This is a genomic window from Posidoniimonas polymericola, from assembly GCF_007859935.1.
Classification (GTDB): domain Bacteria; phylum Planctomycetota; class Planctomycetia; order Pirellulales; family Lacipirellulaceae; genus Posidoniimonas; species Posidoniimonas polymericola.
Map to the genome: position 1 here is coordinate 823,530 of NZ_SJPO01000001.1, position 26,962 is coordinate 850,491.

Consider the following 26,962-nt stretch of genomic DNA (forward strand, 5'->3'; position numbering starts at 1 on the left):
CGCCCCGGGGGGCGGTGAAGCGAGGAGCTACTTGCAGAGGGCCTCGTCGAGGTTCATCACCTGGCTGCAGAGCATGGTCCAGCAGGCAAGATCGACCTTCGAGAGACGCTCGTCGAGCGGTGCATCGCCGACGCCGAGCAGCGCGGCGGCGTCTTCGGGCGACGACTGGTAGTGATCGAGGTAGGCTTGTTTGTCGGCCAGCAGTACTTGCAGCTCTGCCTGGGTGAAGTCGCGGCACAGCACTCGGCTGGCTACGTAGCGGAGCGCCTGCTGGTCGTCGGCCGCGTGGTCGCGAAGGGTGATCTCGGCGAGCCGCCGCGCGGCCTCGACGAACTGCGGGTCGTTCAGCGTCACCAGGGCCTGGAGCGGCGTGTTGGTGCGTTCGCGGCGGACGGTGCAAACCTCGCGGCTTGGGGCGTTGAACGCCTCGAGGTTGGGTGGGTGGGCCATCCGCTTCCAGAACTGGTACACCGTGCGGCGGTAGTTGCCTTCGCCGGTGTCCTGCACGTAGTCGCGGGTGTCGCCCTCGGGCAGGCCGACCACGTTCCAGAGGTCGCTCGGCTGGTAGGGCCGCGTGCCGGGGCCGTACATCTTGCGGGAGAGCAGCCCACTCGAGGCGAGCGCCGTGTCGCGGAGCACCTCGGCGTCCATGCGGAATCGCGGGCCGCGGGCGAGCAAGGCGTTGGCGGGGTCGCGTTCGACCTCGTCGGCCGTGGCGGCCGCTGATTGGCGGTACGCGGCGCTCATCAGCATCATCTTGAAGAGGTTTTTTACGTCCCACCCCGAATCCTGGAACTCAACCGCCAGCCAATCGAGCAGCCGCGGGTGGCTAGGCAGCATGCCGGTGACGCCGAAGTCCTCCGACGTGACGACTAGCCCCTGTCCGAAAACCTCCTGCCAGAAACGGTTCACCGTGACACGGGCGGTGAGTGGGTTGGCTCGGTCCACGGTCCACTGAGCCAGGCCGAGCCTGTTGTGCGGCGCGCCCTCGGGGAGCGAAGGAAATGCAGACGGCACGTCGGCGGTTACTTCCTCGCCGGGCTGGTCGTAGGCGCCACGCATCAGGATCTTGGTGGCCGGCTGGCGGTCCTCCCGCTCTCGCTGGATGTGGGTGAGTGGGCTGCGGGCCTCGATCGCCTGACGCTCGGAGCTCAGCGCGGCGACCTGCGCGTCGAGCCGCTGGTAAGCAGGGTCAACCGAAGTGAGGAAGTGCTCGAGCAAGTCACCGCGTTGCTCGGGGGTGCGGTCGTTGGCGGCCGTATCCAACGCGTCACGGAGTTGCGGTCGGCTGGCCAGCAGCAGCGCCTCGGCGTCCGAGAGCCTGCGGCGGAAGATTCGCACATCCTGGACCGACCCGCCTTCTAGCACCGCGCCCTCGCTTCGTTGCCCGATGCGCAGCGGCGTTTCCGTTCGGATCGAGGCTCCGGGGTTGAGCGAGCCTTGGTCGGTGTTGAGTGGGGCGGCCCGCCCGTTCACGTAGATGCGGATGCCGGCCGCCTTGCCGGAGCCGTCGTAGGTGGCGAGCACGTGCATCCACTGATCTGCCTGAACGACCGACTCCTTCGTGCTAACCTTCAACGCGTTGCCGGGCCAGTTGTCGATGATGTGCACCGCCAGCCTGCCGCCGTCCTGCCACAGATCCCAGCCGCGGTAGTTGTTGCCGACGTCCATCCGGGCAATGATTCCGGCCCCCGAGCCGGGGCTCGCGCTGCGCACCCAGCCGCCGTAGCTGAACGCCTCGTTACCCTCGAAGTCGCCGGCGTCTTCCAACGCGAGGGTCGCTTCGTTGCTGAGGACTACTGCGGGGCCCAGCTTGCCGTCGGGCGTCCAGCGGAGCGGGCCGGTCGCGGCGGGCGCTGCCTGCGACCCGACTGTATCTTCTACCTTGTCGCCGGCGCCCTCGGTGAGTGGCAGGTGCGTCTCGAGAGCGTCGGCGCCAACGCTCGCCAGGCTGTCCGGCGTGGCGCCGGCGAGCCAGGCGTCGAAGTCGGCGCCGGCCGCCACCCGGCGGGCCCCGCGGAGCTGCTCGGCGGCGGCGATCTCGTCGGGCAGGGCGTCCCAGCGGTCTCGGTCGGCGGCCGCGGGAGTCCTGATGGTCGGTCCGGCGCCGTCGGCGACGTTGCCGTCCTTGGCGGGCGCCTCGGTGTTGTTGAAGAACGCGGCCAGCGCGTAGTAGTCGCGCATTGTGATCGGGTCGAACTTGTGGTCGTGGCACTGCGCGCAGTTGGTGGTCATGCCGAGGAACACCCAGCCGTAGGTCTGCACCCGGTCGGCGGAGTAGTTGGCGAGGTTCTCCTCGTCGATCGTGCCCCCCTCGTTGGTGGTGATGTTGCACCGCTGCAGCCCGGTCGCGACCAGCTGGTCGAGCGTGGGGTCGGGGAGCAGGTCGCCGGCGAGCTGCTCGACGGCGAACCGGTCGAACGGCTGGTTCTTGTTGAACGAGCGGATTACCCAGTCGCGGTACGGCCACATCTCGCGGTAGTTGTCGAAGTGCAGCCCGTGGGTGTCGCCGTAGCGGGCGGCGTCGAGCCAGTACCGCGCGCGGTGCTCGCCCCACGCGTTCGACGCCATCAGGTGGTCGATCCACTCGCTGAGCGCAAGGTCCTTGCGATTCTCGTAGTCCGCGGCGAACTTGTCGGCGGTCTCCGGCTCGGGCGGCAGGCCGGTGATGTCGAGGTGCAGCCGCCTGAACAGTTGGTGGGGTTCGCACTCGGCGGCCGGCCCGAGGCCTTCGGACTCGAGCCTCGCCAGGATAAAGCGGTCGATTGGGTTCCGCACCCAAGCCTCGTTCTGCACGACCGGTGGGGACTGCTGCCGCGGCGGGATCAGCGACCAGTGCGGCTGGTACTCGGCGCCGGCTGCGACCCACCGGCGGAGCGTCTGCTTCTGCTGGTCGGTGAGTGTCTTCTTGATCTCCGGCGGCGGCATCACCAAGCCCGGATCGTCGGTCAGGATCCGTTCGATCATGCTGCTGACGGCAGGGTCGCCGGGCTCGATCGCCCCGTACTCGACCGCCGCCTCGCGCTGGTCCAGCCGCAGGCCCGCCTTGCGCGCCGCGCTGTCGGCGCCGTGGCAGGCGAAGCAGTTCTCCGCCAGGATTGGCCGGATGTCGCGGTTGTACTGGGGCTCCCCGGCATCGTTCGCGGCTGCCACGGTAGGCAGCGTGATCGACACTGCCGCAAGCAAGCACCAGGCTTGGATGCAGAACGGATTACGGGTGACAACGGGTTCCATAGCGTGTCCTTGAGGGACGAAACGCGACCAGCGACCGAGAAGACGAAGCGATAACGTTTTGGCGCCGAGCTAGCGGATTGCAAGCGAGGCGTTTCCTCTATGATCGCACGCCCCATGGGGCCGTGTCCAGTTCGAACGCCCTAGGCCCGGTCCACCACCCGCTCGCAGTCGGGCAGGCTCTCGAGGAACAGCCGCCCGTAGCTCTTGGTCGACAGCCGGGGGTCCAGGCACACCACCGAGCCGGAGTCGCTCTTCGAGCGGATTAGCCGGCCGAAGCCCTGCTTGAACTTGAGGATCGACTCGGGGAGTTGGTAGTCCGAAAACGGGTTGCCGCCAGATTGGCGGATGGCGTCGAGCCGGGCCTCGAGCAGCGGGCGGTCGGGCACGCTGAACGGCAGCTTGGCGATGATGACGGTCTTGAGCGCGTCGCCCGGCACGTCGACCCCCTGCCAGAAGCTGTCGGCGCCCAAGAGCACGCTCCGCGGGTTGGCGACAAACTGCTCGACCATCTGGGTGCGTGGCAGGCCGTCGGCCTGGGAGATCAGCTTGAGGTTCCACTCCGAGAGCCACTTCGACAGCCCCGCGCCGACCCGCCGCATCATCTCGTAGCTGGTCAACAGGACAAACGTGCGGCCGTCGGTTTCCGCGGCGTAACGCTGGATCATCTCGATGCAGCGGCGCTCGTACGCCTGCCGCTCGGTGGTAGGATCGGGCATGCCGGACAGCGTGACCAGCCTCGCCTGACGCGGGTAGTCGAACGGGCTGCCGAGCTGCAGGCCCTCGGACTGGGTGAGGCCGATCCGCGAGCGGAAGAAGTCGAACGAGGCCTGCTTGCCGACCGCGAGTGTGGCGCTGGTGAGGATCACGCTGGGGACCTTGTCGAACAGCTCGCCGCGGAGCGCGGGCCCGACGTCCACCGGCGCTGCGCCGAGCGTCATCCGCGGGCCACGCCTGGTGTTGAACGACTCGACCCAGAACACGTTCGACTCATCGCGCTGGGTGCGCCAGGCCTCGAGGTCGCCGGCCAGACCGAGCAGGCGGTCGTGGGCCGCGTTGTAGTCCTGCCGCTCGACCTCGTTGGTCAGTTGGTTGCCGGCCGACTTCACCTTCCGCGCAAGGGTCTGCAGCTCGACCGCCAGCTCTGGCGTGCCGAGGTTGGGTTGGGTGACGCGACCGTTATCGGGACCTTGCTGCATGCCCCACTCCCACAGCTCGGCGAAAAAGTCGTCCGCGGCGGTGCGGGTGCGTTCGACCTGCTTCATCGCGTCGACAAACCCGTGAGCAACCAGCAGGCCTTTGTGCTTACGGTCGTTGAACAGCTTGTTGAGCTGGTACTCGACCTGGCCGTTGCTGACCCGCAGACCGAGGTGGTCGCCGGCGATCTGCTCGACCGTGTGCGCCTCGTCCAAGATGACAACATCATAGTCCGGCAGCAGGCTCACCCCGTGCCGCCGCAGCGCGATGTCGGAGAACAACAACGCGTGGTTCACCACCAGCACCTGCGCGTGCTGCATCCGCCGGCGGGCGGCGTAGTAGAAGCACTCCTTGTAGTGCGGGCAGCGGCGGCCCAGGCAGTTGCCGCTGTCGCTGGCGACCTCGTCCCACACGGTGGGCAGCGGCTTGCGGGCGAGGTCCGACTGCGAGCCGTCGTGCGTCTGGGTGGCCCACTGGCGGAGCTGCCGCAGCTCGCTCAGTTCTTCGTCCTCGGCGAACAGCGACCCGGCCCGACTCACCGCGGCGTCGAGCCGGCGGAGGCTGACGTAGTTCCGGCGGCCCTTGACCAGCACCGCGGAGAACTCGCGGGGGATCACGCTGTTGAGCAGGGGCAGGTCCTTCCGCAGCAGCTGCTCCTGCAGCGAGATCGTGTGCGTCGAGACCACGATCCGCCGCGGCCGCTTCGCGTCGTCGCCCTTGGCGTCGGCCGCAACCGGCTCCGTCGCGGCCAGGATCGCGGGGACCAGGTAGGCAAAGCTCTTGCCGACGCCGGTGCCGGCCTCGACGATCAGGTGCCGCTTGCCCGCGATCGCCGACGCCACGGCGTCGGCCATCTGCAGCTGCTCGGGCCGGTCCTCGTAGCTGGCGAGCCGCTTGGCGATCGAGCCTTCGGCGCCCAGGATGTCGGCGGCGGAGAGGGTGGTGGATTCTGCCATGAATCAGGTGCCGCCGGAACGAAGGTCGCCTAGGTAATCGATCGCCTGCCGTCCGCTAGTTCGGCTGCCAGGTGATCACGCCTTCTTCCGGGCTGCTGGCGGTTGCGTACAGCCGCTTGGGGATCCGCCCCGACAGCCAGCTCAGCCGGCCCGCCTCGCAGGCGAGCCGCATCGCGTCGGCCATGGCTAGCGGGTCCTGGGCGTGGGCGATGGCGGTGTTCAAGAGCACGCCGTCGACGCCCAGCTCCATCGCGGCCGCAACGTCCGACGCGGCGCCGACGCCCGCGTCGACGATCACCGGGTAGGTCGGGTCGCCTTCCTTGAGGTACTCCAGGCAGATGCGGATGTTGTTCGCGTTCAAGACGCCCTGGCCCGAGCCGATCGGGCTGCCGGCCGGCATCACGCTGGTCGCGCCGGCGTTCTTCAGGCGTTTGGCGATCACGGGGTCGTCGGTCGAGTAGACCAGCACCTGGAAGCCGTCGGCCACGAGCTGCTCGGTCGCCTGGAGGGTCTCGACCGGGTCGGGCAGCAGCGTCCGCTTGTCGGCCAGACACTCGAGCTTGACCCAGTCGGCGCCGGGGTTCTCCAGGCCGGAAAGGATCTCGCGTCCCAGCCTGGCGACCCGCACCGCGTCTTCCGCGTTGAAGCAGCCGGCCGTGTTGGGCAGGATTGTGTACCGCTTGGGGTCGACGAAGTCGAGCAGGTTCTTCCCGTCGGCGTCGATCAGCCGTTCACGCCGCACCGCCACGGTCACGCAGTCGGCGCCGCTGCGCTCGAGGGCCTCGCCCATCTGTGCGTAGGTGGCGTACTTCCCGGTGCCGACAATCAGCCGGCTGGAGAGCGTGTGCGTGCCAATCGTGAGCGGAGTCAACATCGTCGCAGCAATCGAGTCGTTAGAGAGCAAGGAGTAAGAATCACTACGCAGCGGAATCACAAAGCAGCGGCGAGCCCGATCAGCCCACCCCGCCAGGGGTGGGAGCCGTCCACTAACCCCCGCCGACCAGTGTGACCACCTCGAGTTCATCCCCCTCGGCGAGCGTGGTCTCGGCGTGCAGGGCACGCGGCACCAACTCTCGGTTCCGTTCGACCGCGACGTGCTTCACGCGGATTTCGAGCTGCTCGAGCAGCCCCGCGATCGTGCAGCCGTCGGGGGCGTCGTGGGGGTCGCCATTGACGAGCAGCTTCACTGGTGGTCTCTCAACTTGCGGGGTCTCACTGGTCACGCACGAAGGTGTCGGCCCGCAGCGGCACGGTGCCGATCTTGTAGAACGTGGCGACCTGGGCGTTGCCGGCGGCCTGGCGGCTGGAGTTCCAGGGCATCACGTACGCCGACATCTGCCCGCTTGTGGCGTCGGTGATGTAGACCACGCTGCGGGCGAGCTGCGTGTTGCCCTTGCCGCGGGGGATGTTCGCGATGCCGGTCACCATCAGGTACTTAGGGCTGCGACCGGCGCCGTCGAAGTCTTGGGTGATGTCGTACTCGAAGTAGGCGGCGAAGCCGGCGTCGCGGCGGTTGATCACGGTCGCCTTGAGTTTGCCGGTCAGGAAGTCGAGGAAGTAGAACGCCTCGACCCCCTCGTCCACCAGCCCGGTGGCGACCGCAAAGTTCTCGGCGCCCATCGTCGCTGAAGCGTGCGCAGGGATCACCGGCACGGCGATCTGCGGCGCGGTCGATCGGGAAAGCCAGCCGCCCGCCGCGCCCGCGACGAGGGCCACGCCCGCGATAAGTGTGGTCGTCAGTGTCCGGTGTCTCATGCTCGTCTGCTCCTTGCTCCAGGGTCCCGGCCCTGGGCCGGGGAGAAAGTCACGATCACCCTAGAATCGTACCCGCTAGCCAAATTCTTCTCTAGCGGACGGCCTGAGCGGACAAGCGGCGCCTCGGCGGACGTATGCGCCGGGGGTTTTGTCCGCCACCATTCCAGCGTCTGGCGGTCGACTCTCGTGGGCGAGGGCGTTTCAACCTGCTATAGCAGCCCAAAACGCATTCGCCGGTTCGCAGCTGTTTGGCGCGTAAAGTCCGATTTATCGAGCGGAGGGGACAAAACCCCCGCGCGGACTTCTCCCCGGCTGGGGTGCGTGGGCGGAGGCGGCTTCCGCAGGCGCGCAGCATCCTTGTCGCCGCTGGCGTCTGCCAGCGGCGGCGCCCGCCCATGTCGACTTCCGCACCCCCTATTGGACCGCGCTGGGTGGTCGAATGCCACAAAAAAACCGGCGGGCGCCACGAGGGGCGCCCGCCGGTAGATTCGAAGTGGTTGGCTAGTCGCTGCCGCAGAAGACGGCTATTCGTTGCTGCTGCCGCCGAACCGCATCAGCAGGTACAGCAGCGTGAGGACCGACTGCAGAGTCGCGGCGACGTAGGTCCAGCCGGCGGCGTTGAGCACCTTGCGGACCGGGCCCATGTCGTGCTCGCTGACGATGCCGTACTCGACCAGTTGGGCCTTCGCCCGGTTGCTCGCGTCAAATTCGACCGGCAGGTTCACCAGCTGGAAGAACACCACAGCCGAGAAGGCGGCGATGCCAAAGGAGATCAGCATCGGACCAAAGCTCTGGGCGCCTTGGGACGTCAGGATCGCGCCGCCCATAATGCTCCACATCCCGATGCCGCTGCCAAAGCTGGCCGCCGGCACCGCCAGGTTGCGGATCGTCAGCGGGGCGTAGTTCTTGGCGTGCTGCAGCGCGTGGCCGGCCTCGTGGGCGGCGATGCCAACCGCGGCCAGGTTACGCTGGCCGTAGACACCCTCGCTCAGGCGGAGCACCCGGGCGCTGGGGTCGTAGTGGTCCGTGAGCTTTCCGCGGATCGGCTCGATCGCGACGCTCTGCAGCCCGGCCGAGTCGAGCATGTGCCGCGCGGCGGCGGCGCCCGTCAGCGAGGCCGGGTGCTGGCTAGCCGCGGCGTAGGTAGACTTCACCCGCATCTGCGCCCAGAACGCCAGCAGCATCGCCGGGGCGAGGAACAGGAAGTACATCGGGTCAAAAAACCACATGGTATTGCTTCGTTCTCAGGTGGGTTGAGAGGACTGTCGATTTGGCAGGCCGTAGACCAGCCACATCATAGTACGCAATCGCCGTGCCGCCAGTTCGGACCGCTAATCCCTAGATTCGCTAGAACCCGTAGCGCGTGTATCACCCTGGGCGGCGCCGTCGGCGGCCGCCGCGGGCGGATCCTCGGCGGCCGGTTTCACCCGCAGCACCTGGCCGAGCTGCTGCAAGAATTGTGGCAGGTACTGCGGGCTGATGCTCAGCACCGGCTGCCCGTTCTGCCGCACGCCCCGGGCTTGGACCTCGCCGGCGGCCACGCGGTCGGCGCGGACCAGCGGGGCCTGGATCACCTCTCTGGCCGCCAGGTTGTCGCAGATAATGCTCTCGCAGAGCAGCTGCTCGGCAATCACCCGTTCGGAGGAGGTCTGCTTGATCAGCTTGTCCCGCAACGCGGCGCCGAGCGCGAGGAACAGCAGCGGGTAGACGATCCAGCGTTCGCGCTCGGACATTGCGAGGAGTTTTCTGTAGGGCGTGTTGTTCGGAGGAGCGGCTGCTGCTTGGGCTACTCGACCCGCCTGAAGTAGAGCCACCCGAATCGCGGGTCGACTCCTTCTTCGCGGAGGGTGAAGGCGTCGCCCGCTTCGTCGAGCTCGAGCAGGTACCGACGCTTCATCAGGTCGGGCTGCTCTGCTGCGGCGCCCTCGGCAGGCACGCCGTCGATCAGCTCGATCTGCGACACGCCGACATCGGTCGACAGCACCTTCCAGGTCCCGTCGATGGTCGCCCCGCCGTTGAGTGTCATGACGACTTGGTTTTGTGGCTTGAACTCGAGCCCGACGCGGAAGTCGAACGCCTCGAGGTCGGTGGTCTCGCTTGGTTGCAGCTTGGCTAGCTTTCCAGCGGTCTGCTCCTCCTGGGCGCTCGCCGTCTGCGGGCCGCTGCTTGGGGTGTACCCCGAAGCAGTAGGGATCGGGTTGCGGTCCCGCTTGGCCGCCAGGCTGTCGGGGCTCCCTTCCCACTTGCCAAGCAGCACCTGAGAAGGCGACGCCGGCCCACAGCCAGTGGCGGTGACCAGCACGAGTAGTAGCAGCGGCAGGGCGGGGGTGAGGTAGCGCACGGCAGGTAGGCAGGCGGTTGGGGGGCAGGGCGTAAGCGGCTCATTCTACGCCGGCGGCTCGGCGCCCGCCACGTTGATTGCCGAGGGATCAGTAGGCCGGCGTGGCTCCACCGGAGTTGGAAAGCTCGTACGGCAGCCAGGCGAGCACGACGCGGCTAACGTCGATGTCCGACTTGCGGGGAGGCACCTCGACCGGGGTCAGCCGCAGCGTGTCGGGGGAATAGGCCGATTTCACGTCGGCGACCGCCTGCTCCTGCTCCTCGCGCAGGGCCTCGAGCTCCGCTTGAGCCTCCTCGAGGGCCTGCTTGGCGCGGCTCGCCTGGCCGTGCTCGGTGGCGGCCTGACGGGCCGCGGTCACGCTGGTGCTCTGCTTCCGCTTGGTCGCCTTGCCCCCGGCCAGGCTCAGCACGAGTTCCAGCACCTTCATCAGAAACCCACCAATCCGGCCCCAGAACTGCGACCGCTGCTCGTCGTAGTACGACTGCTTCTTGGCGACCTTCTCCTCCGCCCGGGCGATTTTCTTGCTGTAGCTTTGCTCGACCTTCTGCTGTTCTTCGAGCAGACGCAGCCGCGCCTGCTCGGCGAGCCGCGCGCGAAACTGCTGCTCGTCCTCGTCCGGACGCGACACCTCGTCGAGCGATTCGCACTCGTAGAGCGTCAGCCGCTGCTCCTGATAGATCCACTCCTCGAGGTCTTTGGCGAAGGTCTTATACTGCTTCGCTTCGGCGAGCTCTGCCGGCAGCGGCGCCTGCGCCACACCGGCGACCGGCTGCTGGGTGAACTTGGGGCAGACGTCGTACACGAGGGCCCCCTCCCACACGCCGTCGGGGATCAGCTCGTTCTGGCTCTTCATGACGAACAGGTCCCGCCACACGTCGACCTCTGGCTTGCGGTCGACAAAATGGGCCTTGCCCGAACCGAGCAGGGCAGGGCGGTACTCGACCTGGGCGTCGGCGGGCAGCTGCTCACGGATCGCGACCCACAGCTGCTCTACGCCATCGGCCACGCTGGCCTGCGCGGCGGGGGTAGGGGCGGGCGCCGGCATGGTGTCGGCCGGCCTGTCTGCCTTGGCGGCTTTGTCCTGGTTGGCCGGCGCCGGCAGGAACTTCTCACGCACACCGTCCATCAGCCGCTTGATGTGGGTCCGCGTCAGCGGCCCCGCCAGGTACGACATGGCCCAGCGGGTGTGGAACACCTCGGGCGCGTCGGCGTGCACGTTGTTGAGCAGGAACACCCGGCTGCCGAGCGCGGCGAGCGTCGCCTCCATGGCTTGCTTGTCGAACCCCGAGCCCGCCTGCGCGGACGCGCCCTCGAGCCCCTCGATCACGCGGGCCTTGTCGCGCTCGGTCTGCAGCCGTCCCAAGAACCACGCGCCGCAGTTCGACAGCCCCTTGTAGTCCAGGTCGACCGGGTTCTGGGTCGCCAGCACGCAGCCGACGCCGAACGCGCGGGCCTGCTTCAGCAGCGTCAGCATCGGCCGCTTGGAGGGCGGGTTCGCGACCGGCGGGAAGTAGCCGTAGACCTCGTCCATGTAGAGCAGCGCGCGAAGGCTGCCCGTGCCGGGCTGCGTCCGCATCCAGGCGAGCATCTCGTTGAGCAGGATGGTCACGAAGAACATCCGCTGCGCGTCGTCGAGGTGGGCGATCGAGATGATCGACAGCCGCGGCTTGCCCTCGGGGCTGTAGAGGAGCTGCTGCACGTCGAGCGGCGCGCCCTCCATCCAGCCCGCAAACGACGGGCTCGCCAGCAGGTTGTTGAGGTCCATCGCCAGGGCGGTGCGGTCCTTCTTCGGAAAGAACGCGTCGAGCTCCATCACGCCGACGGTCTCGAACGGCGGGTCCTGGATCTCGCGAATCATCTCGGCGATGTCGAGGTCCTGCCCCGCCTGCCACGCCGTGGTCAACACAGTCGAGAGGAAGATGTGCTCGCGGCTGCGAACCGGGTCGGCGTCGATGCCCAGGAGGGCGAGCAGCCCCGACACGGCCGACGCGACCCGCTCGCGGAACATCTCGGCGTCGGCCAGGATCTCGCGTGGCGGGGCGTTGAAACTCTTCATCACCGTCAGCGGGATGCCGGCAGACGAGCCGGGCGTGAAGATCAGCCGCTCGACCGAGTCGTTGTAGCGCTGGATCCGCTCCGGGCCCTCGCCCCAGCCGGCGAGCCCGTTGCGCCACAGCTCGGCCGTGCTCTCGGCAAACTGATCGGGCGTCTGACCCTTGCGGCGGGCGACGCTCTCGTCGATCCACGGGCGGAAGTCGCTCGGCGCCAGGTTGGGGAACGCGAGCAGCAGGTTGCCGAGGTCGCCCTTCGGATCGATCGCGATCGCCGGCACGCCGTCGAGGGCGGCCTCTTCCAGCAGCGACAGGCACAGGCCGGTCTTGCCGCTGCCGGTCATGCCGACGCAGACCGCGTGGGTAGTGAGGTCGTTGCTCTTCAGCAGCAGCGGGGCCTCGGCGTCGGTCTCGCCGGACGAAAGGTCGTGCCGGCGGCCGAGGTAGAAGTGGTTCTTGCTGTCCAGGTCGGGCATTGACGAGACGGTCCCAGAAAATCGGTTTCAGTTGCGGCCAAGTGAGTTAAAATAAATCAGCGATTGCTTTAATTTGAGTGCCCCGCTTAAAATTGCGCGTAAGTTCATGAATATAAAAGACTTCGGGAAACTGGCGGCAGGGTCGATTTCTGAAATAACCCCATTCTGGGGCGGAAAGCATTGCTTCGATCCCGAGCCCCTCCCTCCCGCTTGGGAGTTTCCCACAGAGCTGTGGCCTCTGCTCAATGAGGCGGTAGCACAGCTCATGCTACTTGAGGGCGTCGGGCGGAGTCTACCAAATCCGACCATCCTCCTCGGTCCGATGCGGGACCGCGAGGCCATTCTTTCGTCGCGGATGGAAGGAACCTTCGCCACTCCCCAACAGCTTCTGCTGTACGAACTCGAACCGATCGAGGCGAGCACCGAATCAGACCCCCGCAACCAATTCCGCGAAGTGGCGAATTATGTGAAAGCGCTGGAGCACGCAGATTCTTCGTCACTGCCGACTGGGCTGCTGCTGATCAGGCAGATGCACGAACGGCTGCTTGACGGCGTCCGTGGCGAGAACAAGGAGCCAGGCCGGTTTCGACGGCAGCAGGTCGCTATCGGATCCGATGCGAGGTTCGTTCCTCCACCGCCCGAACGCCTAACCGATTTCTTGGACGAACTTGACGCCTACCTCGCGGCGGAAGATCGACGCTTCCATCCGTTGGTAGTGTGCTTCCTCATCCACTATCAGTTTGAGACGATTCACCCGTTCTCAGACGGGAACGGGAGGGTCGGACGCTTACTATTGACCCATATGATTAAGCAACAGTGCTCGCTCACGATGCCTTGGCTCCATATGAGTGAGTACTTTAGCCGCGATCATGGCGGGTACTGCAACTATCTCTACCGCGTGAGCTGCTCGGGGGAGTGGCAGAATTGGATCGAGTACTGCCTGCAAGGCGTCGTTCGCCTCGCAGGGGAGGCGGTGCTGCGTTGTGATCGATTAAGGAGGCTCAGGGACGAGCATTTCGAACGATTGTCGAAAACTCGCGGAGCGGTTCGGCTTCACGGAATAGTTGAGGGGCTGTACCAGACGCCAGTCGTGACGATCGCTAGCTTGCCCGAGGCATATCAGGTCACGTACCCGACGGCTAAGGCCGACGTCGAAAAGCTAGTGAAGCTTGAAATTCTGAGCGAGTGGCCCGACAAGCACCCCAAGACCTACTACGCCCCGGAGATCTTTGACATTGCTTACGAGGGGCTCTAAACATCGACGACGTCCCCGTTGTCACGCCCCCTCGCGGCCCTTCTCGGGCGTGGGGTCCTTCACCACGCCGTAGATCTCACGGCCTTCATGGTCCTCGGGCAGGTGCTCGGTGATCGGTTTCCCGTCCTCGGTGACGAACAGCAGGCAGTGGCAGTACTTCCACTTCTTCATTTCATCGCAGGCGCAGATCCAGCGGCGGCCGTGCTCGTCGAGCTCCTTCTGCTTGTCGGGGTAGAAGTTGCAGGGGCATAGCGGGCGGCCCACCTGCTCGATGTTCGCCGCTAGTCCGTTGATAACGACCTCGGTGACGCCCGAGTCTGGGTGTCCGACCGTGCCGGTCTTCTCCCAGTACTTCTGGACGTACTTGGTCATCCGATCGATATTCTTCTGAGTGGGTTGGTGTGTGCCCATAAGCGTGGCTCCGCTGTTGTTTTTGATGCGTGACCCTACTCAGGATAGCGGCTCACGCCGATCAACGCGAAGCGAACTCAGCGGAGAGTGCTGGCGTGAAGCGGCCCGGCGCGGACGGTGCGCCTTCAGTAGCGCCGGTTCGGGGCGCGGCTGCTACGCCGCCCGGCGGAACGGCTCCGCCGCCGCTGCGCGGGCAGTCCGGAACGCCCGCTTGAGTTTTTGGCGGTAGAACTCGTAGCTGAGGCCAAGGTCCGTGGGTTTGTCGGGCCGCCAGTCGCGCCACTCGGTGCGCTGCATGACGCGGTAGAAGTCGTCGCGGTGGGGGTGATCGCAGTAATAGCGCCAAGGCTTGGCCGGCGAGCAGAAGTGGACAATCCACGGGTCTTGGAGGAGCTGCTGGTAGGCGTGCTTGTCGAGGGGGGACTCGCGCCAACTGCTGAGCAGGTGGACGCCCGCGGCCTGGTTCCAGCGAGGGTCGAGCGGCCGCCACTGGTCGGCGAGTCGCACGTTAAGCGCGTACTGATCCCACCACAGGACGTGCTCGCGGTTTGCCTCGAGGCAGTCGAATACCTCGCCGCCGATGTCCTCCTGGCGCCACCGCTGCGCGTCGAGCACCATCAGCCCCGAGTTGAAGTACTTCGACTCGGGCCGCAGGCCGAGCTCGCGGTAGTTGGCGATCGGCCTCGCCGCGGTGAGCCGCCGCAGCAGCGGCTTGCCCGCGGCCGCCACATCGGCGTCGAACCACGGGGCGGTCATCTCCTGCACCGCGAGGGTCAGGTAGTCGCCCAGCGGCTCGGCGTACAGGTCCGCCAGGCTGCGAAGGACCAGCATGTCGGCGTCAAAGTAGACCAGCTTGCCGACGTCGCTCGGCAGCAATTCGGGGAGCATCAGCCGCAGGTAACACGCCGGGCTGATGTGGTCGCTGACCGGCAGGTGCTCTACCGCGCCGATGTCGGGCTCGATCCACTCTAGGCGGACGCGCGGGTCTTGCCACGACTGCTCCAGCCGGTCGCGACTCTCGGGGGACAGGCCGCCATCAAACACAAACAGGCGGAGGCGGCAGTCGGCGTCCAGCGAATCAATCGCCGAGCGGACGGTCACGCCCAACGGCAGGGCGTAGCCCTCGTCCGCCCCGGTGGCGGCAGTCACTTCGTTGCAACAATCGTGGCCCAAGCTAGGCTCCTTCAGTTGTCTGCGTGTCATCGGGTGCGGTGGGGCTAAGCTGCGGCTCGAGGCGCCGCCGCCGGGAGCGTTTGTTGTCCGTGGGGCAGCGGCAGGCGTTCGCTTGCGGTCCAACCTTTGGTGGCCGCGTGCCGCAGCGTCTGGAACAGGTAGTCGATTTGAAGCGGGCGGAGTCGCCACGCGGCGAAGAACAGCGGCGCGGCCCGGGAGCGATTCGCCGAGGGGTCGGCCGTGGGGTGGTTCTTCGCGTGGAGTTTGGCGGACACTGCGTGCGCCCGCGCCGACAGCCGTGCCGCCTCGCCCGGCGCGCCGCCGGGCATGTCGAGGTTCCAGCTGGTCAGCGTGGCGAACTCCTCGGTGGTGCCCGCGATCCGCTGGGTTGTGGCGCCGTCGTGCTGCTTGCGGTACAGGCAGTGGACTCCGCCGACGCAGCGGAACCGCTTGCCGAGCTTGGCCACGCGGAAGAAGAACTCGGCATCCTCGCAGTACCGGAATGTTGTGTTCCAGCGGCCGGCTTCCGCGAGCACGCTCCGCCGCAGCACCGTGGCCGAGGGGGTGACAAAGTTGCGGCCGAGCAACGAGTGAGGGAACCGCAGGACCTCCTCCCGCGAGGGCCCCCAGAACCCAATCATCTGGTCGGAGCCATCCTCAAACATGGCGGCCGCCGAGTAGGCAACGTCGTCGCCAGAATCACGCAACGCCCCGACGCACGCCCGCAGGTGGGTTGGCAGCCAGAGGTCGTCGCAGTCGAGGAACGCGACGTACTCTCCCTTGGCGAGCTCAAACGCCAGGTTCCGTGTGGCCGCGGCGCCGAGCGACTGCTCGTTGCGGCTGTAGCATACGCGGCGCCCCGGGCAGCGGGACGCAAAGCGTTGGACGATCGATTGCGTCTCGCCCTGGGAGCCGTCTTCGATGACGATCACCTCCCAGTCGCCGTGAGCCTGCGCGGCGACCGAGTCGAGTGCGGCGCCGATGTACTTGTCGCCGTTGCGGGTCGGGATCACCACCGACACGCGACCCTCGGCCGCCGGGTATTGGAACGTCAACGCCTGCATCGCTGCTGCTCCTCGTTGGGCGTTTACAGGACCCATACCGTGCCGCCGAGTCGGCGTGGACCGCCGCACTCATCCACGATCTGCATCACTCCGGGGAACTTGTCGCAGTAGTCGTGCCCAGAGATGATCTGAGCGCCAACTTCTTTGGCCCAGAGGATGTCCTTCTTCGTCTCGTCGTAGTCGTGCATGGCGTCGAGGAACACCATCGAGGGCGCCGGTCCGTTGTAGCTCTTGAAGAACTCGTTCTTGTCGCTCCGCACCATTTGGACCTCGCCGCGGGCGATGGGGTAGTGCAGGATCTGCGCCGCCAGGTCGTGCTGAACATCGGGTGGCAGGCCCCAAGGATTCCAGCAAAACAAGTCGACCGTGATGATTTTTTGTTCGGGGGTCTTGGCCAACGCCATGTGGGTGGCCGTGATGCCCAACAGCGTGCCGATCTCGATGATCGGGCCCGCGTGCTGCGACGATTCTCTGACCAACTCGGTGATCAGCTCTACCCCAGCGGGCTCGACCGTGCAGTCCTGTGGGTGGAAGTCGTGAATGCTACCGCCGGAGCTCGATCGGCCGCCGGAGATCTGGCGGAAAGGCCGGACGCACTCTCGCCAGATTTTTTGGTGTGGCGCGAGCGGCGATTTCGTTAGGACACTCATGGCAAGTCCTTATGGAGGGGGCAGTCTGCTCGCAACCCGCTCCGGGGCGGGGTGGTTGCGGTCAAGCGACGCCGAGTTGGGCGACCCATTTCGGAGTAATTCCGCGGGAAGCTCGCAGAACCGTCAACCGGCGTCAACCACAATGCCAAGCTGAACAGCCCCCAGCGAGAGCGGGGCGCCCCCCCAATATGTGGGGCTCTAGCAAGGCGCGCCACGCCCGCGGCCAATGCCGTGAACCGTGGCACGCCACATTGCTCGATGCCCGACCATTCGGTTTCTGGCCCGCCTGGGCGCCGCCGGCCTGGGCGCCGCATAGATCAGGCTCCGAAGCGTCTCGAGTTCGGCGGCCGCGGCGGGATATTCAAGCCTGGGCTGCAAATCTGGCCCGGCAATTTAGGACCGGCGCAGAACTTGCTTTCTGTCCTGGCAGGCGGCTTTCAACCTACCGAGTTGTTGGGCTCTAGGTGACCGGCAACCGAGGTAGAAACGTTAGGAGAGGTGCTGTGATTTTGAAAGAAAGCCGCTTGCGATCGGCCTGCGCGCTGGTTTCGGCGCTGGTAGCCTCGGCGCCCGCGTGCGGTGACCAGTCGTTCGGCCGCGCCGACGTTGAGGCAATCGCTGAACGAATGGGCGCCTCGCCCCACGTGCCGCCTGAGAAAGTGGCGCCAGCATTTCTCGACCTTACCTACGACACCTACCGCCTGATCGCTCAACGGCACGAGCGAGCTATGTGGCGGGACGCCGAGCTCTCGACCTGGGTCGAGTTCTTTCCGGCTGGGTTCCTGCACCAGTACCCCGTCCGGATTCATGTTGTGGATAACGGCGCGAGTTCGCCGATCCCCTACAGCAGCCAATGGTTCCAGTTCCGCGGACAGGCCGAGTCGCTGCGCGACGAGCCGGGCGGCGGCTTCGCGGGCTTCCGCCTGCTCACCAGGCTGCCAGGGAACGAACACCCCACCGAGTACCTGGCGTTCCTCGGCGCGAGCTACTTCCGCGGCATCGGATCGGGTCAGTGGTACGGCTCGTCCGCCCGCGGCCTGGCGATCGATATTGGTCTGCCCCGCCCTGAGGAGTTTCCGCGGTTCACCGACTTCTGGATCCAACGCCCCGCCGAGACGGACGCCGGCAGTGCTTCAGAAGAGCAGGTGGTGTGGGCCTTGCTCGAGAGTCCCGGCGTCGTTGGAGCTTACGAGTTCCGCATCCGCCCTGGACGCAACCTGCCGATAGGCGTCCACGCCAAGCTGTGGCGGCGGCACGGCATCCAGAAGCTGGCGGTCGCTCCCCTAACCAGTATGTGGATGTGGGACAACGGCGGCGGCCCCGCCGGCGACAACCGACCCGAGGTCCACGACGCCGACGGGCTGCTCATCCATCGCGACGCCGATCAGTGGGTGTGGCGCGGCTTGACCAATCCAGAGACGCCACGCGTCGAGCGTTGGCGGGCAGAAGAGCTGCACGGCTTTGGCCTCGTGCAGCGAGACCGCGACCCCGCGAACTACGCCGACTCCGAGGCTCGGTACCACCTCCGCCCGAGCGTGTGGGTGCAGCCGGATGCCGACCACCCCTGGGAGGCGGGACACGTTGAGTTGCTCGAGCTGCCGGCGCCCCACGAGGGGGTAGACAACATTGGCGCCTATTTCGTCATGGATTCGACCTCGCGGACAGCGCGGGACCCTATCGAGCTGGACTACGAGCTCACCTTCGGGGTGGGGCTGCCCGCAGGCCGCTCGGTCGCAGTGATCAAAACGGAACAGATCGACCAGCCCGCGGGCGAGATCACGGTCCGCTTCCAGGCGGCCGTAGGTCAGCGGTTCAACTCAACCGCCGCGATTGGCGCAGTGGCCAAGGCCAGCACACCGCTCGAGGTGGTTGTGCGGTCCATCGAGATCGGCGCCGAAGAGATTGAAGTGACGGTTGGCGTACCGCCAGCCGGAGAGGAGGAGCCACGCATCGAAGTGTGGCTGGAGCAGGCAGGCAAAACCGTTTCAGAGATTGGGAGTTATAGATGGACCCGTTGAAATCTTCGCAAACCGACACCCCTCCCAACGCCGAGTGGGCGACAGACGCTGCTTCGTCGGAGGTGAGGACGCTCGTAGCAGACTACGCCCGAGCGCACGGCGTGCGAGACCCAGACGTGCTGGCTGGATTCTCCCGTCAGTGTGTGGCGATTGCACACCAGTCCCTCGAGCAGCGTCCCGACGGGGAGCACGACGACCCCCACGGACGGCTCGAGCGGGAGGCGGTCGCGATCGCTATGCAACACCTGTCCTGCAGCGACGGCGACGCCGCATTGGGTCGGCTCTCCCGCCGCGACGTCGCCCCGGCCGAGCGGCCTGCCGCGATGCCGCCGCAGCCGCTCGGCGAGTTGCACCCGATCGTGAATCCAGAGAAGTGGGTGGCGGTATTCCAGGGCGTCGGGGCGACGGTCCGACTGTCCTCGGACCAGCAGCGGTAGACGCCTGGGAACGGGGCCCGCTGGCGGCGGCCCCCGGTTTCACCAGCACTAACTCACCAGCAACGGGCGCCCGGGGCGCCGAGAACCAAAGGAATTCGTCCGATGAACCAGCCAGAAGCCAACGCCGCGCCCAGACGCTGGGCGGCGCTGCTCGCCGTCGTGGCGGCGTGCTCCGCCCTGGTCACGCTCGTCTTCTGGAACCTGGTGGCAGGCCCCTCCGCGACCTTCGCTGACGTGCTGGTTTCATTCCTGTTCTTCGTGCTCACGGGCTGGATTCTGTTGTGGACCGGCGTCGCGGTGATTGGAGCCTTCCTGCTGCACCGAGCCCACGGTGAGACGCCGCAGTCGTTCTGCCAGGCCGGTCCAAGCAGCGGCGACCGCCGCTGCGCGGTGCTGCTGCCAACCTACAACGAGGACCCGAGTCTGATCTTCGCGGGGTTGCAGGCGATGGTCGACTCGCTGGTCGACACCGGCAACGCCGCGAGGTTTGACTTCTACGTGCTGAGCGACACCACCAGGCCGGCAGTATGGCTCGAAGAGGAACGCCAGTGGCGGCGCCTTGGCGCCGGGCAGCCCGGCCGTCCCCGCGTCTACTACCGCCACCGCAACGAGAACTCGGGCAAGAAGGCGGGCAATATCGCCGACTTCTGCCGACGCTGGGGAGCCAAGTACGAGTACATGGTCGTGCTCGACGCCGACAGCCTGGTCGAGGGCGAAACGCTCGTCGAGATGGCCCGCCGAATGGACGCCGACCCAAAGCTGGGCATCCTCCAGACCCCGCCGCTCCCGCTTGGCGGCGCCTCAACGCTTTCGCGCTGCCAGCAATTTGTCTGCCGGCTCTGCGGCCCGGCGCTGACGCGTGGCCTGGCCTACGTAACCGCCGACGGCGGCAACTACTGGGGCCACAACGCGATCATCCGCACCGGGGCATTCATGCGTCACTGCGGTCTGTCGGCCCTGCCGGGCGCCCCGCCGCTGGGCGGTCAAATACTCAGCCACGATTTCGTCGAGGCCGCTTTGATTCATCGGGCGGGCTACAAGGTGCAGCTCGCCTGGGACCTCGGCGGCAGCTACGAGCAGAGCCCCGGCACGCTGCCAGAGTTCGCCGTTCGAGACCAGCGGTGGAGCCAGGGCAACCTGCAGCACGCCCGACTCATCGTTAGCCGCGACATCCCATGGTCCAACCGCATGCACTTCCTGACCGGCGTCGCTTGCTACGCGGCCTCGCCGGTGTGGCTGGCCTTCTTGCTGCTCAGCCCGCTGGCGTTCCTCGACACGGGCGCCGCCGCGGTCGTTGGCGGCGGAGGCATCGCGCTGTTCGGTTCCGTCATGGCTCTGCTGCTGCTCCCACGCGCAATCGGGCTCTCGCTGGTAGCGCGGAGTCGGGCAGAAATGGAAGGGTTTGGCGGTGCGGCGAGGCTGATTGCGAGCACAGTCTTCGAATTCCTCGTGTCGGTGCTCATCGCGCCGATCATGATGGCCTTCCACTCAACGTTTGTAGTCTCGACCCTGCTGGGGACCTGCGTCGGCTGGAACGCCCAGGACCGCGACACCGAGCGGCTTTCCTGGCGGGACGCATTCGCCGTGCACTGGCGCCACACCGCCGCGGGGCTCGCAACCACAGCCGTAGCTGCCTGGGCGTCGCCGACGCTGCTGCTCTGGCTGTCGCCATTGCTGGCGGGGCTCGTGTTCTCGATTCCCCTCTCGGTTGCGCTCAGCAGTTCTTGGGTCGGAAGGGCCGTCCGCAGCGTTGGCCTGCTGCAATCGCCGGAGGAGACCAGCCCTCCCGACATTGTGCGGCGCTACCACGCCCACCGTACGGCAGGCGAACAGACGCCGAACGCTGCGGCCCCGACCTTCCGCGACTTTGTGCAGGACGGCCTCGGCGTGAGCGATCACATCGTCGCGATATCGGCGACGCGGTCGGTTCAAGTAGCGCCGGTGCAGACGGTCGACCGGCTCACGGCCTGGGCCCGCGGCGGGGCCGCCGTCGACCCGGACGAGGACGATCAGCGGGCCGTGCTGTGCGACCCCGATGCGCTGCGCGGCATCCATCGGGACCTCTGGGTGCACAGCCGCGGCCGCCCACTATCCACCAACTGAAACGCCTCCTCACCCCGCACCGCCCGCTGCCGCAGCGGGCGAGCAACGGAACGGAAATCGGAAAACCGGAGAAAGTAGAATGTACCGCCCCATGCGAAACGACGACGACGGACACGACGACCCCAGGGATCCCTCACGCCGGCTCCGCAGCCTGATCAGGGCAATGGAGAGGGGCGCCATGCCCCAGGGGCGCCTTAATGGCGCGGCGCGAATCGGATCGATCGATAGTGACTCCGCAGAGCTCGATCGGCTCCGTAGAGACTGGCAACGGCGCGAGCGACTCTACGACGCGCACGGCGCTAAGGCCCCAACGCGGTCGCCGCGCGGACGCAAACCACCGGCTCCCGAGCCGCTGTTCCGTTTGCGCCTGTGGGTGCTGCTTGTCTGGACAGCGGTCGTGGCGGGACTCTGCACCGCGTTCGTGACCGGCGGCGCCCACTGGGCCGCCGCCGTCGGGACGCTTACCGTGAGCGCTGTGACCGCGGCCGTGCTGCTCGCCGTCCTCCACCGTGGCGCCGACCGGGCCTTCTACGCCGGTTTCGCGGCGTTTGCGTTGGCGTTCTTGAAGACCGGCGGCGGCTGGATGCCGGTTGGCATCACGGTGTTCTCGCACTGGCCAACGGCGCTCAGCGGCTGGTGGCACGGCAACGGCTCGCTGTGGCCCGAGGTAATCGCCAAGCACTCGCTGGTCCTGATCGCGGCGACCCTCGCTGCTTACGCGTGCCGTGCCGCGTACCTGCTGCACGAACGTCGCGACCAGCGTGTGGAAGCGGCAGCTGCCCGCTAACTGATTCTCGAAGCGAGCCGACCGCGATTTTGAATCGAGACGCTTCAGGGCATTAGCGTGCCGGCCGGCGGCCCACTGCCCATGGCGTGAGCAGCAGCAAGGCGATGATTGTCGCGGGTTCGGGAACCGGTCGCCCAACGGTCGCCAAATACTCTTCCAGATAGAGCGACGCATAATGCTCGCGGGTCAGTTTGTCGGGGCCATCAGGCGCCAGCATGATGTAGATCGGGTCGCTGTCGGCGATCACGTCCTCCACGGATGGATTCGTCGGCGTCGCCGACAGGGTGAATTCGAGCAGGTGGATGGTGTTGCTCGGGTGACCACCGACCTGATAGTTCACCGGAATGTCGAGGATGCCGCCCGGCGGCACCGATGGACTTAGCACGAGCGAACCGAGGCCGGTGGTGTCGACCACGCCGCCGGTCGACTCGATCCGGATGACCTGCCCGGCGTCCAGCGGCGTCAGCGTGGGGACCACTCCGGCGGTCGGCATGGCCGGCGGGTCGGCCCACTGCGATGCCCTGGTCAGATGAAGGCTCAGTTCGTGGTCCTTCAGCAGCGTGAACGACGCGTCGATCGGAACCTCAAAATCGGGCAGGAACGCGGATGCAAAGGGCCCCAGCAGTGATCCGGGCGCAGGCGTCACGTTGACCCAATGGTCGTGGATCGAGTTCGGGTAGTCGCGGATAGCTGGGGCGCCGTCGCTGGCGCCGGTGTTTTCGCCCTGGACACGCAGTTGCCCCCCCACCACTTCGACTACGAATCGGCGGCCTGTATGGGCGTCGACGGCTGAGGTGATCAGGCTCACCACAACCATGGCAACAAGAGTCGTAAGCGGATCGTACAGGTTGGCGAATTTCATGACAGAGCGTTTCATCATGGTTGTAGACCCAGTGTGACCGAGGCGGCGTGAGGGCGCCTACCTGCGGGGCGACAACGGCGACTGAGTGGGGCGTCGCAACCCCGCAAAGGCCGCGTCGCGGTCGGCCGCGGTGGCGTCCTGTTCTGTTTCCGAGGCGGGGGACAGTTCCAGAGTCCAGGCAGGACGCATCGGGCGTCGGCCTCGTGCGAGGCCCTCGATCGCCTGCACCTGGGCGTCACGCCCGGTGGCGTCCGAGCCGCCGTTCGCCGCGAGTGAATCAAGCGCCGAGGAAGCTGAGGACTGGGGCGTTGCCTCCGGCGAGAACGCGGCGAACACTGCGTTGGTAAGCAGAGAGTCGTCCGGGGCGGGCTCCGACTGGTCAGCCGCCAGGGAATCGGTTGCAACCGCAATCGGCGATTCTGCGGGACTGGGAGCCGGCAACGCTGCCCCGATATTGTCCCGCCACACGGTGTAGTCGGCGGCGTTCACAACGCCGTCGCCGTTGCCGTCGGCGGCGAGCAGCAGGTTGGAGCCGTAGGTGCTTCTCCAGACGGTGTAGTCGTCCTGGTCGACGTCGCCGTCGATGTCGTAGTCGCCCGCCAATTGGTTCACGTAACGGATCCGGTAGATCCGTGCTCCGGGGCCGGTGGCGCCCCCTTCGCCGGTGTCTTCGTAGAGCTCGGAGAAGTACAGGCCGTCATGGCCAGCGGCCAGGGCGACCACGCTGCTGCGTCCGACGCCGACGTACTCGACCAGCGTGTTGGGGCCGTCGACCAAGTCGCCATTGGCGTCGAGTTCAAACTGCGTGACCCGTTTCCCGTTGGCCTGCGGGCCGGCGGCGTAGGTCGGCCCCGACTCGCCAATGAAGGCCATGTCTTGGAAGGACGCCGGGAATTGGCTGCCGTTGAAGGTCTCGGGTTGCACGAAGGTAATGTTCACCGGCGCCGTCGAGGGCGCCCAGTTGTAGATGGCGAACGTCTGCATCGAGGCGTTCGAACCATCCCACCCGTAGTTCACCCCCTCGTTGACCTGGGCAAACCGGTCGACGCTGGGGCCGTTCTCGACCTCGTAGTGCTTGCCGTCGGACGCCCGCCACGCGCCGCCGAACGGGTTGCGGAAGCCGTACGCGTAGACGTAGTCCGTCGGCGAAATCCCGTCGCCCGCGTTGTAGAACGGGTTGTCCGTGGCGGGGGAGCCGTCGGTCTCCATGCGGAGGATCTTGCCGCGGAACTGGTTGAGGTCCTGAGCCGTGCTGGCGTCGAACCCGTCGCCGACATGCACGTAGAGCTTGCCGTCGGGCCCGATGCTGACGTTCGAGATCTGGTGCGACTGGCCCTGGGTCTCGGGCTGCATATTCAGCAGCACCGTGCGCGAGTCCATCGACAGTCCGCCCGCGACGCTGTCGATCCTCTCGACCTTTGGGTAGTGCGAAGCCCCGCCCGCCGGCGAGCCGTTGTCCCACAACATCCCGACGTACAGGTGATAGACCTCCGGGTCGAGCTCGTCCCGCTGCACGGCGATGCCGGTCAGCCCCTGCTCGCCCGAGCCCGAGATCGGCCCCTGAGGGTTGTAGTCGAGCAGGCCAGTAGCGAACTCGTGCTTCGTGCCGTCGCGGGTGACCACCTGGATCGAACCGTAGAGCTCCGTGACGAAGTAGAGCGGGTCGTCGGGGTTCGGGCCCGGGTTGGGCACGAACGCGATGTTGACCGGCAGGCGGTAGCCCTCGCCCACCTGCTCAACAACAAAGCCCGGCTGGCTGGAGACAAACGGGATATCAAGCTCTGCCGAACGCGCCAGCAGTGAGAAGTCGGGCGTGGTCTGGCCCTCGGTCCCGTAGTAGGTCCCGCCCGCCGACGAGACCCACAGGTCCAGCCGCTCGCCGGCGGCTAGATCGACCGCCGGGAGGAAGAGGGTCCTCTCGCCGCCCGCGCCGTCGCCGATAGTGAGGTCCGAACGCGTAAGCGAGAGCGGCCGATCGCCGGCCGTGATCACGATCCTCACCGTGGCGTGGTTCGCCATCTCCGGGAAGTCGGTTACCAGGTTCCCTGGGAGGTCGCTGCCCTCAATCTGCAGGAACGGCGAGCCGGTCGAGCCCGCCTCGATGGAGAGCTTGGGGGGCAGGCCGGCGGTCTCGCCTCCGAAGAACTCGACCTCCGAGAATTGCATCGAGTTCGCCGCGTTGACGTCGCGCACCTCGGTGATGACCATCCGGTAAGAGGTGAACGCCCCCAGCGTGTTGTCGACCGCGACATCGCCGCCCTGGGTGAACCGCTCGAGCGGCAGGTTGATCTCGCCCGAGTCGATCAGGGTCCAGTTTTCGCCGTCGCCGAAGCCGCCGTCGACCGACTGGATCGCCTCGTTTGTGCCGTACAGAGCCCAGGCAGAGGGGTCCCGCTCGGGCGCGTCGTTGGCGGTGGTCATGCGGAACCCGCTGATGGTGGTCGCCCCTACCTCCGGAGTAATGATGAACCCGGATCGCTCCCTGCCGTGGTTGATGTACTTGGTGCCGGCATCGCCGTCGATGGCCTTGTCGACCTCCTCGCCGGGAGCCGAGTCGCTGGTGAAGGTCGACGCGATGTCCTGGACCGGGAGGATCGCGTCGCCGGCCGACAGGACGCCGGGTCCTGCACCGCCGCTCTGCGCGAAGAACTGCGCGTCCGCCACCTGCATGCTGTTGGCGGCGCCCTCGTTCTTGACCGTCGGGAAGATCAGCTTGTACGACGAGTAGACGGTGTCGTTGGCGAAGCTGACAGCCGCCCCGATCGTCTGCCGGGCGTCCGGCAGGCTGAGCGCGCCCGACGAGATTTCTGTCCAGTTCTGCTCGCGGCCCGATCCGTGGGGCGTCGCGGAGATGGCGTCGTTCGTGCCGTACAGGACGTAGCTGGCGGGGTCGCGGGCTGCGGCGTCGTTCGCGGTGGTGAGGACCAGGCTCTTGACCGCCGACGCCGACGTGGGCGTGACGATGAATCCAGTCAGCAGCTTGCCAAAGTTGAGGTACTTGGTGCCCGGGTCGCCGTCGAGGACGTCGACCGCCTGCTCGCCGTTGGGAGATTCGCTGTCGGTGCCGGCGTCGAAGTCGAAGGCGATAATGGCGTCGCCCGGCGACAGGAACGAGTCGCCAACCGGCAGTTCGATCGGCGTGCCGAGAGTGCTAGTCCACACCGGCGCCGGCGTGGCCGGGATGTCTTCGAGCTGCAGCGCGAACGTGCTCGAGGCTGCGCCGGTCTGGAACAGCCGGCTCGCGTAGCTGCTCACCGAGCCGGCGTCGTCGCGGTACCGAACCCGCAGTTCGTACTGGGTGTTTGCGTTCAGCTCGATTTGGCCCGCGTGGCTGTTGATGAAGATGCCGTCCCCCAGGTGCGTGTGCAGACGCTCCACCCCCTCGATGCCGAGGGTCTGCCACACCGGTTCGGCCCCCCCGCCCGTCGTCCAGATCTCCCAGTCGGTCGACTTGTGGGCGTCGGAGTCCGGATCGAAATAGCCGACCGCCTCCATGTGCACGTCCGCCGGGTTGACCTCCTGGCCGTCGAAGGCGGGCTCGGTGACATTGGGCGCCGAGGGAACGGCGTTCGGCGTGCTGGGGATGCCAACGATGTGGATGAAGTCGATGCGCGTCGCCATGTTGGCCGCGGCTCCCGAGTCGAGCGTCAGCCGCCCGTCGGCGACGGTTACTTCCGCGGTGGCGAACATCGGTCCGGCGCCGTCCTGCACCGCGGAGAAGAAGCTCACGCCCTCGACGTTCACTGTGTGCAGGCCGTGGTCGTTGCCTGGGTCGCCGACCGCGACGGTAACCTCATAGGCGCCGTTCGCGAGCGCGAACTCCCAGTCTTGCCTGGCCTCGATGTGGATCAGGGTGTCGAGCCGCTGGTCGGCCAAGACGCTGCGCTCCCGCCCCTGATCGGTATGATCGCTCGACCAGCCGTAGCTGTAGCCCCCGCCCCGGTCGCCGAAGAGGTTGCCGGAGTCACGCAGGTACCCGGTCGGGGTCGTGCCCTCGTCGTTCTGAAAATTGACCAGGTAGGTGTCGCCGGCGAGGAGCTCTCGCTGCTCGAGCAGCTCGACACGCAGCGGACGGCGTTGGGGACGCTTGGACTCGGAGCTCATGGTGCGTGCCTTGAGGGAAATCCGCGCAGTCACACCGCCCTCACGATAGCCGCCGTGGGGGCGTCGACTCGGATTGGTTGTTCCGGGAGGA

The 26,962-nt window shown here is 66.8% G+C and carries 20 protein-coding genes; 5 read left to right on the forward strand and 15 right to left on the reverse strand.

The window, feature by feature from the left end:
* Positions 1-27: 27 nt before the first annotated feature.
* From Pla123a_RS03345 to Pla123a_RS03385, 9 genes are all read right to left on the reverse strand, one after another.
* Positions 28-3,234 carry a DUF1553 domain-containing protein gene (locus tag Pla123a_RS03345; RefSeq protein WP_197527627.1) on the reverse strand — a complete coding sequence of 1,069 codons (3,207 nt, stop codon included), beginning with the start codon at positions 3,232-3,234 and terminating at the stop codon, positions 28-30.
* 140 nt (positions 3,235-3,374) lie between these two features.
* Positions 3,375-5,384: an ATP-dependent DNA helicase gene (locus Pla123a_RS03350; protein WP_231956309.1), complete on the reverse strand. Its 2,010-nt coding sequence runs from the start codon at positions 5,382-5,384 to the stop codon at positions 3,375-3,377.
* Between the two features lie 55 nt (positions 5,385-5,439).
* Entirely contained in the window at positions 5,440-6,258 is an 819-nt protein-coding gene (locus Pla123a_RS03355) for a thiazole synthase (RefSeq protein ID WP_146584100.1), read from the reverse strand.
* 112 nt (positions 6,259-6,370) lie between these two features.
* Positions 6,371-6,571: a sulfur carrier protein ThiS gene (gene thiS, locus Pla123a_RS03360; protein ID WP_146584101.1), complete on the reverse strand. Its 201-nt coding sequence runs from the start codon at positions 6,569-6,571 to the stop codon at positions 6,371-6,373.
* A 25-nt stretch (positions 6,572-6,596) separates the two neighbouring features.
* Positions 6,597-7,139 carry a hypothetical protein gene (locus tag Pla123a_RS03365; protein ID WP_146584102.1) on the reverse strand — a complete coding sequence of 181 codons (543 nt, stop codon included), beginning with the start codon at positions 7,137-7,139 and terminating at the stop codon, positions 6,597-6,599.
* A 524-nt stretch (positions 7,140-7,663) separates the two neighbouring features.
* Positions 7,664-8,368 carry a zinc metallopeptidase gene (locus Pla123a_RS03370; RefSeq protein WP_146584103.1) on the reverse strand — a complete coding sequence of 235 codons (705 nt, stop codon included), beginning with the start codon at positions 8,366-8,368 and terminating at the stop codon, positions 7,664-7,666.
* Positions 8,369-8,470: 102 nt separating this feature from the next.
* Complete coding sequence (locus Pla123a_RS03375; RefSeq protein ID WP_146584104.1) at positions 8,471-8,872, reverse strand: hypothetical protein; 402 nt, start codon at positions 8,870-8,872, stop codon at positions 8,471-8,473.
* 53 nt (positions 8,873-8,925) lie between these two features.
* Positions 8,926-9,480: a hypothetical protein gene (locus tag Pla123a_RS03380; RefSeq protein ID WP_146584105.1), complete on the reverse strand. Its 555-nt coding sequence runs from the start codon at positions 9,478-9,480 to the stop codon at positions 8,926-8,928.
* Positions 9,481-9,568: 88 nt separating this feature from the next.
* Complete coding sequence (locus Pla123a_RS03385; protein ID WP_146584106.1) at positions 9,569-12,007, reverse strand: helicase HerA domain-containing protein; 2,439 nt, start codon at positions 12,005-12,007, stop codon at positions 9,569-9,571.
* 106 nt (positions 12,008-12,113) lie between these two features.
* Here Pla123a_RS03385 and Pla123a_RS03390 point away from each other — a divergent pair, with 106 nt between their 5' ends.
* The gene (locus Pla123a_RS03390; RefSeq protein ID WP_146584107.1) at positions 12,114-13,262 is read left to right on the forward strand and encodes a Fic family protein; all 1,149 of its coding nucleotides are present in this window, start codon (positions 12,114-12,116) and stop codon (positions 13,260-13,262) included.
* 21 nt (positions 13,263-13,283) lie between these two features.
* On the opposite strand, the gene Pla123a_RS03395 is transcribed toward Pla123a_RS03390, so the two are convergent.
* The 4 genes from Pla123a_RS03395 to Pla123a_RS03410 form a co-directional block, all read right to left on the reverse strand.
* Positions 13,284-13,673, reverse strand: coding sequence for a ferredoxin-thioredoxin reductase catalytic domain-containing protein (locus Pla123a_RS03395; RefSeq protein WP_146584108.1), 390 nt, complete (start codon positions 13,671-13,673; stop codon positions 13,284-13,286).
* Positions 13,674-13,826: 153 nt separating this feature from the next.
* The gene (locus Pla123a_RS03400) at positions 13,827-14,876 is read right to left on the reverse strand and encodes a glycosyltransferase family 8 protein (RefSeq protein ID WP_146584109.1); all 1,050 of its coding nucleotides are present in this window, start codon (positions 14,874-14,876) and stop codon (positions 13,827-13,829) included.
* Positions 14,877-14,890: 14 nt separating this feature from the next.
* Positions 14,891-15,910: a glycosyltransferase family 2 protein gene (locus Pla123a_RS03405; protein WP_197527629.1), complete on the reverse strand. Its 1,020-nt coding sequence runs from the start codon at positions 15,908-15,910 to the stop codon at positions 14,891-14,893.
* Positions 15,911-15,933: 23 nt separating this feature from the next.
* On the reverse strand, positions 15,934-16,560 hold the full coding sequence (locus Pla123a_RS03410) for a class I SAM-dependent methyltransferase (protein WP_146584111.1): 627 nt from the start codon (positions 16,558-16,560) through the stop codon (positions 15,934-15,936).
* A gap of 503 nt (positions 16,561-17,063) precedes the next feature.
* Between Pla123a_RS03410 and Pla123a_RS03415 the strand changes: the two genes are divergently transcribed.
* From Pla123a_RS03415 to Pla123a_RS03430, 4 genes are all read left to right on the forward strand, one after another.
* Complete coding sequence (locus Pla123a_RS03415) at positions 17,064-18,578, forward strand: glucan biosynthesis protein (RefSeq protein ID WP_146584112.1); 1,515 nt, start codon at positions 17,064-17,066, stop codon at positions 18,576-18,578.
* On the forward strand, positions 18,575-19,015 hold the full coding sequence (locus Pla123a_RS03420; RefSeq protein WP_197527630.1) for a hypothetical protein: 441 nt from the start codon (positions 18,575-18,577) through the stop codon (positions 19,013-19,015). Before Pla123a_RS03415 ends, Pla123a_RS03420 begins: the two co-directional genes overlap by 4 nt.
* A 93-nt stretch (positions 19,016-19,108) precedes the next feature.
* Positions 19,109-21,118, forward strand: coding sequence for a glucans biosynthesis glucosyltransferase MdoH (gene mdoH, locus Pla123a_RS03425; protein ID WP_261342744.1), 2,010 nt, complete (start codon positions 19,109-19,111; stop codon positions 21,116-21,118).
* Between the two features lie 373 nt (positions 21,119-21,491).
* The gene (locus tag Pla123a_RS03430; protein ID WP_146584115.1) at positions 21,492-21,905 is read left to right on the forward strand and encodes a hypothetical protein; all 414 of its coding nucleotides are present in this window, start codon (positions 21,492-21,494) and stop codon (positions 21,903-21,905) included.
* A 52-nt stretch (positions 21,906-21,957) separates the two neighbouring features.
* Here the strand turns inward: Pla123a_RS03430 and Pla123a_RS03435 are convergent, their stop codons facing one another.
* Positions 21,958-22,767, reverse strand: a complete 810-nt coding sequence (locus Pla123a_RS03435) for a PEP-CTERM sorting domain-containing protein (RefSeq protein ID WP_197527631.1) — start codon at positions 22,765-22,767, stop codon at positions 21,958-21,960.
* Between the two features lie 57 nt (positions 22,768-22,824).
* Positions 22,825-26,871 (reverse strand): PQQ-dependent sugar dehydrogenase, encoded by a 4,047-nt coding sequence (locus tag Pla123a_RS03440; RefSeq protein ID WP_146584117.1) that lies wholly within the window; start codon positions 26,869-26,871, stop codon positions 22,825-22,827.
* Between the last annotated feature and the right edge of the window lie 91 nt (positions 26,872-26,962).